This is a genomic window from Dietzia sp. Cai40, from assembly GCF_014145165.1.
GTDB classification, from domain to species: domain Bacteria; phylum Actinomycetota; class Actinomycetes; order Mycobacteriales; family Mycobacteriaceae; genus Dietzia; species Dietzia natronolimnaea.
Map to the genome: position 1 here is coordinate 1 of NZ_JAALEB010000283.1, position 9,123 is coordinate 9,123.

Genomic DNA, 9,123 nt, shown 5'->3' on the forward strand with positions numbered 1-9,123 from the left:
GAGACCGTCGAGGGCACCGGGGCCAGTGGGCGCATCCGCAAGCAGGACGTGCTCGCCGCGGCGGAGAACGGGGCGGAGAACGAGGGCGGCGCCACGGGCTCCGGCTCCGGTACCTCCCCCTATGTCACCCCGCTCGTGCGCAAGCTCGCGCAGGAGCACGGCGTGGACCTGGACTCCGTCAAGGGCACCGGGATCGGCGGACGCATCCGTAAGCAGGACGTCCTCGCCGCGGCCGAGGGTGGCGCCGAGGGCGGCACCGAGGCCCCCGCGGAGAAGAAGGCCCCGGCAGGCGGCCCGTCCAAGGCCGGAGTGCGACCCGAACTGGCCGAGCTGCGCGGGACCACCAAGAAGGCCAACCGGATCCGCAAGATCACGGCCAAGAAGACCCGCGAGTCGCTGCAGACCAGCGCGCAGCTCACGCAGGTCTTCGAGGTGGACATGAGCCGCGTCGCGCAACTGCGGGCCCGGACCAAGAGCCGGTTCGCGGACGAGCACGGCGTCAAGCTCACCTACCTGCCGTTCTACGCCAAGGCGGTGGTCGAGGCCCTGGTCTCGCACCCGAACGTCAACGCGTCGTACGACGAGGACACCAACGAGATCACCTACCACGGTTCGGTGAACCTCGGCATCGCCGTGGACACCGAGGCGGGGCTGCTCTCACCGGTCATCCGCGACGCCCAGGACCTGGACATCCCGGGGCTCGCCAAGGCGATCATCGACCTGGCGGAGCGGGCGCGGGCGTCCAAGCTCACCCCGGACGACCTCCAGGGGGGCACGTTCACCATCACCAACATCGGGAGCGAGGGTGCACTGTTCGACACCCCGATCCTCGTGCCGCCGCAGGCGGCGATGCTGGGGACCGGCGCGATCGTGCGGCGCCCCGTGGTGGACGCCGATGACGACGGCGAGTCCATCGCCATCCGGTCGATGGGCTACCTGCCGCTGACCTACGACCACCGTCTCATCGACGGTGCGGACGCCGGTCGTTTCCTCACCACGGTCAAGGACCGTCTGCAGAAGGCCGAGTTCGAGGGAGACCTCGGACTGTAGGTCCCGACGACAGCGCGACGGGCGTCCTCCTCCGGGAGGGCGCCCGTCGTCGTCTGCGAGATCCTTCGGCCTAGAGTGGACGGCATGTCCCACACCGGTCTGTCCCTGCGCCGCGATCCGGTCGAGCCGGAGATCCGCCGCCTCGGCACCGTCGAGTACACCCCTACCTGGGAGCTGCAGCGAACGCTCGCGCAGGAGCGTGCCGACGGAGCCCGCGGGGACACGATCCTGCTCCTGGAACACCCGGCCACGTACACCGCCGGGAAGCGCACGGAGCCGTCGGATCGCCCGGTCGACGGGACCCCCGTCGTCGACGTGGACCGGGGTGGTCGGATCACCTGGCACGGACCCGGGCAGCTGGTCGGGTACCCGATCATCGCCCTGTCGGACCCCATCGACGTGGTCGAGTACGTCCGCCGGGTGGAGCAGGCCCTCATCACCACGTGCGCCCGGATGGGGGTGGAGGTCGACCGGGTGGACGGCCGGTCCGGGGTGTGGTGTCCGGCCGGTGACGGCCGGCCGGAGCGCAAGATCGCCGCCATCGGGATCCGTGTCCAGCGCGGGGTGACGATGCACGGTTTCGCGCTCAACTGCGACTGTGATCTCGATGCATACTCGCGGATCGTCCCCTGCGGGATCGTCGACGCCGGGGTCACGTCCCTCTCGGCCGAACTCGGACGGGACGTCCCCGTCTCGGAGGTCCTCGACCAGGTCACCTCCGACGTGGTGGAGGCGCTCGACGGTCGACTACCCGTGGGGTGATTCGAGCGTAGGCTGGCGGCCGTGACTGTCACTCCCGAAGGCCGCAAACTGCTCCGCATCGAGGCCCGCAACGCCGAGACGCCGATCGAGCGGAAGCCCTCCTGGATCCGGACCCGGGCCACGATGGGCCCCGAGTACAAGGAACTCAAGGGCCTCGTCAAGACCGGCGGCCTGCACACGGTGTGCGAGGAGGCCGGCTGCCCCAACATCTACGAATGTTGGGAGGACCGCGAGGCCACCTTCCTCATCGGCGGCGAACAGTGCACGAGACGCTGCGACTTCTGTCAGATCGCGACGGGCAAGCCCAGTGCCCTCGACCGGGACGAGCCGCGGCGCGTGGCGGAGTCCGTTCGCGAGATGGGCCTGCGGTACTCGACCATCACCGGCGTCGCCCGGGACGACCTCGACGACGGTGGCGCGTGGCTGTACGCGGAGACGGTCCGCAAGATCCACGAACTCAACCCCAACACCGGCGTCGAGAACCTGATCCCCGACTTCAACGGGGATCCGGATCAGCTCGCGGAGGTCTTCGAGTCCCGGCCCGAGGTGCTCGCGCACAACGTGGAGACGGTCCCCCGGATCTTCAAGCGCATCAGGCCGGCGTTCCGGTTCGACCGGTCCCTCGGAGTGATCCGCGCTGCCCGTGACTTCGGGCTGGTCACCAAGTCCAACCTCATCCTGGGGATGGGTGAGACCACGGAGGAGATCGTCGACGCGATGATCGACCTGCATTCCGCGGGGTGCGACATCCTCACCATCACCCAGTACCTCCGGCCCAGTCCGCTGCACCATCCCATCGACCGCTGGGTCAAGCCGGAGGAGTTCGTGGAGTTGTCCGACCAGGCGCGCGAGATCGGTTTCGCCGGGGTCATGGCCGGTCCACTGGTGCGGTCCTCGTACCGGGCCGGTCGCCTCTACGTCCAGGCTCTCGAACACCGCGGCCAGGAGGTTCCGCAGCACCTCGCGCAGTTGACCTCCGGGGGCGCCGCCTCGCAGGAGGCCTCGTCCGTGCTGGCGCGCGCCCGGGCCTGACCCCCCGCGGGCCCACGTCCGACCCGGCCGTCTCAGCCGGGCCGCCCGGCCGTCTCAGCCGCGCCACCCGTCCTGCTCGCCCTGTCCACCCCTGCGGCGAACCGCGGTTCCCGAACGGTGGTCCCCGCCACGTATCCTGAACGGTATGGCGAAGAGCGAGGTCAGCAAGGCGGACAAGAAGGCGGCTCGGGCTGCACGGCGGCAGGCGAGCAAAGCGCAGCGCGGGCAGATGTGGGAGGCCCTGAAGATCCAGTCCAAGCAGGACAAACTCCTGTGGCCCCTGATGATCGGCGCGTTGATCCTCTCCACCGCCGCGTTCTTCCTCCTGGGTTCGCTCTGGGGCGGGGAGTGGTGGATGCTCCCACTCGGTGTCCTCACCGGTCTGATGCTGGCGATGGTGATCTTCTCCCGCCGCGTCCAGAACACCGTGTTCGCGAAGGCCGAAGGACAGCCCGGTGCGGCGGCGTGGGCACTGGATCAGCTCCGATCGGGCTGGCGCGTCAATCAGGCCGTCGCGGCGACGACCAGTTTCGACGCCGTGCACCGCGTGGTCGGCCGATGCGGGATCGTCCTCGTGGGCGAGGGGCAGCCGCACCGGCTCAAGCCACTCATGCTGCAGGAGAAGAAGAAGGTCGCCCGGGTCGTCGGTGATACCCCGATCTATGAGCTGATCGTCGGCGACGAGGAGGGGACGACCCCTGAACAGGTCCCGCTGCGCAAGCTCAACCGTCGCCTGACCCGCTACCCGATGAACATCAACCGCGCCAAGGTCGACGCCCTGGACACCCGGTTGCGTGCGCTGGGCACCAAGACCGGCATCCAGAACCAGATGCCCAAGGGCCCGCTCCCCCAGGGCGCGAAGGTCCGCAACATGCAGCGCAGCGCCCGGCGACGGGGCTGACCGGGGCCGGAGCCCGTCACGCCCACCGGTCGCGCTGGTCGCGCTGGTCGCGCCGGTCGCACTCGCCGGCCGCGCCGACGGGTTAGCGCGAACAGATCCCCGGATCCGTCTCCGGGCCCACCGGGCCCACCGGGACCAGCTCCGGGGTCACCGGGTCCGGATCAGCGCCGTACCCGTCGCCCTGTCGTGCAGGCCGCGGCCGTCCTCGTCCTGGACGAGGGGAGGCAGCAGGAAGAACACGAAGGCGACCCGGACGATCGCACGGAGGACACCGACCCGCTCGTCGGCGTCGATCCGTGCGGTGCCGATCCCGAAGAGTGCCTGTCCGGGCGTCTGGGCGAAGAGCCAGACGCACACCACGCCGGACAGGCCCCAGAGCAGCGGAGTCGCCCAACTGGCCACGGCGGAGAACGTCTCGCCTCCGAGCAGGCCCGGTCCACCGAGGGTGACGACGAGTCCCACGAACCCGTAGGCCAGGAACCAGTCGACCAGTAGCGCGCCGAGACGCACCCCCAGCGGCGCGAGAGAGCCCTCGCCGTACCGGGGCAGCCCGAGCCGCTCACCTTTGAAGGCCTGCTCCGGCTCGTTGCCGGACGAGGTCGGGCCGGACAGCCATGATCCTGCAAGTTCACGCATGGTTCCCAGGGTAACCGGGGCCCGGTCGATCCCCGTGTCGACGTTCCCCCGCAGTGGTTGACTAAGCTGACCCCTATTGGGAGGGACACCACCCGGCCCGCCTCTGTAACACTGCCGAAACATTCGGTTGACGGCCGGGCAACACCTCGCCCATATCGTGAGGTCACCGCACGACGGGCGGCACCGGTTGCCCGTCGCACAGAGAGACGAGGAGCGACATCGTGGCATTCTCCACTCCGGACGAGGTCATCAAGTTCATCAAGGACGAGGGCGTCGAGTACGTCGACATCAGGTTCACCGACCTGCCCGGCGCCGAGCAGCACTTCACGATCGCTGCCGCGGCTTTCGACGAGGACATGATGGAGGACGGCCTGGCGTTCGACGGCTCGTCCATCCGGGGGTTCCAGTCGATCCACGAGTCCGACATGATGCTCCTGCCGGACGTGTCGACCGCTCGCCTCGACCAGTTCCGCAAGGCGAAGACGCTGAACATCAGCTGCTTCGTGCACGACCCCTTCACCCGTGAGGCCTACAGCCGCGACCCCCGCAACGTCGCGCGCAAGGCCGAGGAGTACCTGATCTCCACGGGCATCGCCGACACCTGCTTCTTCGGTGCCGAGGCCGAGTTCTTCGTGTTCGACTCCGTCCGCTACGGCTCGGGCACCAACCACGGCTTCTACGAGGTCGACTCGATCGCCGGCAACTGGAACACGGGAGCCGAGTCCGAGGCCGACGGTTCACCGAACCTCGGGTACAAGGTCCGCCCCAAGGGCGGGTACTTCCCGGTGGCGCCCTACGACCACTTCGTCGACCTGCGCGACGAGATGTCGACCAACCTCACCAACGCCGGCTTCGAGCTCGAGCGCTTCCACCACGAGGTGGGCTCCGGTGGCCAGCAGGAGATCAACTACAAGTTCAACACGCTCCTGCACGCGGCCGACGACATCCAGCTCTTCAAGTACATCGTCAAGAACACCGCGTGGAAGAACGGCAAGTCCGCGACCTTCATGCCCAAGCCCCTCTTCGGTGACAACGGCTCCGGCATGCACGCCCACCAGTCGCTGTGGAAGGACGGCAAGCCGCTGTTCCACGACGAGGCCGGCTACGCGGGACTGTCGGACGTCGCCCGCTACTACATCGGTGGCATCCTCCACCACGCGCCCAGCCTGCTCGCGTTCACCAACCCCACGATCAACTCGTACCACCGGCTCGTCCCGGGTTACGAGGCGCCGATCAACCTGGTGTACTCGCAGCGCAACCGCTCGGCCTGTGTCCGTATCCCGATCACGGGCAACAACCCCAAGGCCAAGCGCATCGAGTTCCGCTGTCCCGACTCGTCGGGCAACCCGTACTTCGCGTTCGCCGCGATGATGATGGCGGGCCTGGACGGCGTGAAGAACAAGATCGAGCCGCACGCCCCCGTGGACAAGGACCTCTACGAACTCCCGCCGGAGGAGGCCGCCGACATCCCGCAGGCCCCCACCTCGCTTTCCGCGGTGCTCGACCGCCTCGAGGCCGATCACGAGTACCTCACCGCGGGTGGCGTGTTCACCGAGGACCTGATCGAGAACTGGATCGAGTACAAGCGGGAGAAGGAGATCGCCCCGGTCAACCTGCGTCCGCACCCGCACGAGTTCGACCTGTACTACGACTGCTGATCCCGCAGCTCGCGTAATCGTTGAAACGCCCCGGCCCCTGTGGCCGGGGCGTTTACGGTTGACCCAGGACCGGGGAACGCCAGGAGGCGGGGAACGGAAGGGGTCGGGAGCTCGTGGACGCAGACGACGTGGACTTCCGGAGCGCCTCCCCGAGGGCCAGACCACTCAAGGTGGTCGCGGCCGCCCTGGACCCGGATCACGAACCGGGAACCGGCGGCGACGGCGAGAGCTACCCCGTGCTGCTCAAGCTGTCGCGGGTGCTCGACCCCGAGGAGGCGAGGTTGATCCTCGAACGGAACCCGTTCCTCCATGCCAGCGCGGGCTCACGCAAGCTCATCGCGATGGACACCTCGGTCGAGACACTGCGCGAACAGAAGGACCGTCTCCAGCTCCTCCTGGCCGAGGTCGAGGCGGACGCACTCGCCGAACAGGCCCGCCGCCGCTCCGAGGAGCACCGCGCGGCCGAACAGCGGCTGGCCGAGCTCCGTCGGCGGAACGACGTCCTCGGCGAGATCGAGTGGTGAACCGCCGAGGTCGTGGGGAAGCCGAGCTCGTGGGAGAGTGCTGAGATGAAGACACCCAGTTCCCCTCGCTCCGTTCAGGGCGCCGCCCGCTCCGCCGTCGACCATCCCGCCCTCGAGTGGCTGGCCCGCGCGGGCTTCGTCATGAACGGGATCCTCCACCTGCTCATCGGGTGGATCGCCATCCGGATCGCGACCGGATCGGGCGGAGAGGAGGCGTCCAACTCGGGTGCCCTCGCCGAGATCGCCTCCGCACCGGGTGGCCAGGCCCTCCTCTGGGTCGGCGCGATCGGCTTCCTCGCCCTCGGTCTCTGGCAGGTCATCGAGATGATCCTGGGATCGGAGGAGGCCTCGGACAGGGTCAAGGCGGGCGCCAAGGCCGCCGTCTACCTCGCTCTCGGCGTGACCACCGCCCGGTTCGCCTCCGGTGGATCCGATTCGGATTCCGAGACGGCGTCCGGTACCACCGCCGGACTGCTCGGCTCCGCACCGGGCAAGGTCGCGCTCGTCGTGGTGGGCCTCGTGATCATCGGCGTGGGCGCGTATCACGTCTACAAGGGCGCCACCAAGAAGTTCGTCGAGGACCTGGAACGCACCGGGGGCGGACACGTCGGGCGGGCCATCGTCGTCTCCGGTCAGCTCGGGTACATCGCCAAGGGTGCCGCCCTGGTCATCCTCGGCGGACTGGTGATCGCGGCGGTCGTGACCGCGGATCCCGAGAAGGCGGGCGGACTCGATGCCGCGCTGCGAACGGTCGGCGAGCAGCCGTTCGGCCAGATCCTGCTCATCATGACCGGCGTCGGGATCGCGTTGTACGGCGTCTACTCCCTGGGCCGTGCCAAGTACAGCCGGATGTGAGACGCCGGGCTCACACCGGCCGGGCTCAGCCGAGCTTGGGGAAGTTCTGGGGGCAGTAGGTACCCACGGCGGCGCCGAGGAAGAATCCCTGCTGCTCGGGGCCCAACCGCCCGTACTCGCCGAGCCACCCCGAGACCTCGTCCATCTGCTGGCCCCCGTCGAAGCGGCCACACGCCTCCGCGGCGGTGGCCACCGGATCCACGCCCTCGGGGAGTGCGACGTCCTGCCTCTGCAGCAGCGCGACGAAGTCACCGCCTCCGGGGGCGACGGGAGCGGGCTCAGCCGCCGGGGTGTCGTCCGCTCGTGGTTCCGGCGCGGGCTCCCCCGGCATCGGTTCCGGCTGCGGCTCGGGCGGCGGGGGCGGTGTCACGGGCCCGGTGGGCTTCTCCGGTCGCTCCTCGGCGAACGGGGTACTCGACGCGGCGGACGTCGTGGTGGACTCCGTGGCCACCTCGGGCGCCTCCCCCTCCACGGTCGCCCCGCCACAACCTCCGAGTACCACGGCGAGCGCGACCGCACCGAGGCCGGACGCTGCTGTCAGGATGCGTGAACTCATGGTGCGCATCGTAGGTCAACGGACCCGGTCCCCGGCAAGACGTACCGTCGCGATCACGCCCAGGTGATCGGTGCCACCCACCCGGACGGTCCTGGTCTCCCCCACCGCCGACGCTCCCCGCGCGAGCACGTGGTCGATGCCGATCAGTGGCGGGACGCGCCCGTCGGCTGGCCACGTGGGCACCCAGCCGTCGCCACCGCCGGAGACCGAATCGGTGTACCCTAGCCCACGCAGTCCGCGGAACCGGGCGTGGTCCCAGGTGGCGTTGAAGTCGCCGCCCACCACCACGGGGGCCGGTCCGGGCAACCCGCCGAGGTACCACCTCAGACGGTCCGCCTCCTCGACCGCGGCGGGACCGTCGAACACGGGCGCGACGGGGTGAGCCGCCACCACCGTCACCGGACCCGCGGGACCGGCCATGTCCGTGCGCAGGACTCCCAGGCTGAATCCGGCGACCCGCTCGGGTGGCGAGAGCGGGTACCGCGACCAGACCGCGACGCCCGCGGCCTGCGGGGCGGGATCGGATGCCTCGTGCGGGAGCATCTCGCCGAGGCCCGCCGCGCGGAGACCGTCGACAGCCTCCGGGGTGGCCTCCACCGTGAGCAGCAGATCGACCCCGCCGTCGCGGACGGCGCGGGCCACATCGACCGGGTCGGCTCCGCCGTACTCCAGGTTCTGCACCAGCACCCGGAGGTCGACGCCCTCGTCGTCGTCGTACCCACGGGCGGGTGACACCAGCGGGCCGTACTGGACCGCCCCCGCCCCGACCAGCGCCACGGCCACGACCGTCAACACCACGGAGCGGGCGCGCAGCGCCGCGAGGACCGCGATGAGGGAGAACGCCCAGGCCCACAGCGCGAACGTGGCCAGGACCAGGACCGCGGGCACCTCGGAGGTCGAGTGGTGCAGTGCGATTCCCGCCGCGGCCACCAGCACGGCCAGCACGGCCGCCGCCCGGGCCACCGGGCGGGGTCGCCTCACCGCAGGAACTTGCGGAGGTCCCCCAGTGCCGCGATCACACGGTCGAGGTCGTCACCGTTGCGGACCATCGAGCGGACCGTCTCCGCCACCGAGGCGATCGACGGTGAGGACGACGGTCCCGCGGCGGGCGCGACCGGCTCCCCGACGAGCGCACCCGAGGCCGCGCGG

10 protein-coding genes are annotated in these 9,123 nt (G+C 69.9%); 7 read left to right on the forward strand and 3 right to left on the reverse strand.

The features are described 5' to 3' along the window. The 4 genes from sucB to G6022_RS11165 form a co-directional block, all read left to right on the forward strand. Nucleotides 1-1,050, forward strand: a 1,050-nt coding sequence (gene sucB / locus G6022_RS11150; RefSeq protein WP_241731171.1) for a 2-oxoglutarate dehydrogenase, E2 component, dihydrolipoamide succinyltransferase, incomplete at its 5' end; no start/stop codon positions are given. An 84-nt stretch (nt 1,051-1,134) separates the two neighbouring features. After that, nucleotides 1,135-1,812, forward strand: coding sequence for a lipoyl(octanoyl) transferase LipB (gene lipB / locus G6022_RS11155; RefSeq protein ID WP_182611206.1), 678 nt, complete (start codon nt 1,135-1,137; stop codon nt 1,810-1,812). Between the two features lie 21 nt (nt 1,813-1,833). Beyond that, nucleotides 1,834-2,844, forward strand: a complete 1,011-nt coding sequence (gene lipA / locus G6022_RS11160) for a lipoyl synthase (RefSeq protein ID WP_182611207.1) — start codon at nt 1,834-1,836, stop codon at nt 2,842-2,844. A 145-nt stretch (nt 2,845-2,989) separates the two neighbouring features. Further along, a complete protein-coding gene (locus G6022_RS11165) occupies nt 2,990-3,745 on the forward strand; it encodes a DUF4191 domain-containing protein (RefSeq protein ID WP_179525016.1) in 756 nt (251 codons plus the stop codon). A gap of 147 nt (nt 3,746-3,892) precedes the next feature. Here the strand turns inward: G6022_RS11165 and G6022_RS11170 are convergent, their stop codons facing one another. Beyond that, nucleotides 3,893-4,381, reverse strand: coding sequence for an RDD family protein (locus tag G6022_RS11170; protein ID WP_179525015.1), 489 nt, complete (start codon nt 4,379-4,381; stop codon nt 3,893-3,895). A gap of 221 nt (nt 4,382-4,602) precedes the next feature. On the opposite strand from G6022_RS11170, the gene glnA reads away from it, so the two are divergent. The 3 genes from glnA to G6022_RS11185 all read left to right on the forward strand — a co-directional run bounded on the left by glnA (nt 4,603) and on the right by G6022_RS11185 (nt 7,418). After that, entirely contained in the window at nt 4,603-6,039 is a 1,437-nt protein-coding gene (gene glnA, locus G6022_RS11175) for a type I glutamate--ammonia ligase (protein ID WP_179525014.1), read from the forward strand. Nucleotides 6,040-6,152: 113 nt separating this feature from the next. Beyond that, the gene (locus G6022_RS11180) at nt 6,153-6,563 is read left to right on the forward strand and encodes a hypothetical protein (RefSeq protein ID WP_179525013.1); all 411 of its coding nucleotides are present in this window, start codon (nt 6,153-6,155) and stop codon (nt 6,561-6,563) included. Between the two features lie 45 nt (nt 6,564-6,608). Then, a complete protein-coding gene (locus G6022_RS11185) occupies nt 6,609-7,418 on the forward strand; it encodes a DUF1206 domain-containing protein (protein WP_182611208.1) in 810 nt (269 codons plus the stop codon). Between the two features lie 25 nt (nt 7,419-7,443). Here the strand turns inward: G6022_RS11185 and G6022_RS11190 are convergent, their stop codons facing one another. Further along, nucleotides 7,444-7,974 (reverse strand): DUF732 domain-containing protein, encoded by a 531-nt coding sequence (locus G6022_RS11190; RefSeq protein WP_241730614.1) that lies wholly within the window; start codon nt 7,972-7,974, stop codon nt 7,444-7,446. A 15-nt stretch (nt 7,975-7,989) separates the two neighbouring features. Next, the gene (locus tag G6022_RS11195) at nt 7,990-8,955 is read right to left on the reverse strand and encodes an endonuclease/exonuclease/phosphatase family protein (RefSeq protein ID WP_347238171.1); all 966 of its coding nucleotides are present in this window, start codon (nt 8,953-8,955) and stop codon (nt 7,990-7,992) included. Between the last annotated feature and the right edge of the window lie 168 nt (nt 8,956-9,123).

Bases quoted from the DNA above. Each gene is read 5' to 3' on its own strand.
- lipB (WP_182611206.1), top strand. From the start codon at position 1,135: ATGTCCCACACCGGTCTGTCCCTGCGCCGCGATCCGGTCGAGCCGGAG.
- G6022_RS11190 (WP_241730614.1), bottom strand. From the start codon at position 7,974: ATGAGTTCACGCATCCTGACAGCAGCGTCCGGCCTCGGTGCGGTCGCG.
- G6022_RS11165 (WP_179525016.1), top strand. From the start codon at position 2,990: ATGGCGAAGAGCGAGGTCAGCAAGGCGGACAAGAAGGCGGCTCGGGCT.
- G6022_RS11170 (WP_179525015.1), bottom strand. From the start codon at position 4,381: ATGCGTGAACTTGCAGGATCATGGCTGTCCGGCCCGACCTCGTCCGGC.
- G6022_RS11185 (WP_182611208.1), top strand. From the start codon at position 6,609: ATGAAGACACCCAGTTCCCCTCGCTCCGTTCAGGGCGCCGCCCGCTCC.